Source organism: Vibrio sp. 1078-1, from assembly GCF_033340475.1.
Genome location: NZ_JAWOWM010000534.1, coordinates 1 through 620 on the forward strand (window position 1 = coordinate 1; position 620 = coordinate 620).

2 protein-coding genes are annotated in these 620 nt (G+C 42.1%); both read left to right on the forward strand.

All coding sequences use genetic code 11. From position 1 onward, the window contains the following. Nucleotides 1-322, forward strand: a 322-nt coding sequence (locus R7190_RS28630) for a GyrI-like domain-containing protein (protein ID WP_318138029.1), incomplete at its 5' end; no start/stop codon positions are given. Between the two features lie 130 nt (nucleotides 323-452). Further along, the coding region (locus tag R7190_RS28635) for an alkaline phosphatase (protein WP_318138030.1) at nucleotides 453-620 on the forward strand (168 nt) is incomplete at its 3' end.

Here is a 620-nt window from a genome sequence, read left to right on the forward strand (position 1 = left end):
CGGCGAACTGTTCTGCTATTACCTTTCAATGGATATGAAGCTCGGTCATTTTGAATTTGTAACCTGCTTGCCCGTGAGTGAAATGGTAGAGGTACCAAATGGTTTTGTGTTTGGCACGATTCCAGCGTGTGAAACTTTTGTGATTGAGCACAAAGGTGACTACCAGTTTTTGGGCAATGCGTGGTCGTTAGGGATGAATTTGACACGCCAAAACGGCATAAAAGTGAAGAGCAAGCCTTTGGGGATTGAGCGCTACTTGAATAACCCGAATGAGACATCTAAAGCCGACCTACGTACAGAAGTGATCCTATTTAAGAAATGATTTGGGTTGCAAAACCATGATGTAATACGCGGTTTCATCCTAACTGAATGATAGTATTGATGAATACTTGTAAGCAAAACAGTAATTAAAGTGACGGCTTATACTCGCAGTCACTTTTCATGGATGAAATATGACAATCAGATACTCTTTACTTGCGGCCAGTTTACTGGCTGGGCTTGTTCACGCCAATGAAGCACCGAAAAATATTATTTATATGATCGGTGATGGAATGGGCCCTGCCTACACAACCGCCTACCGTTATTATCAAGATAACCCAGAGACTAAACAGATTGAGCCT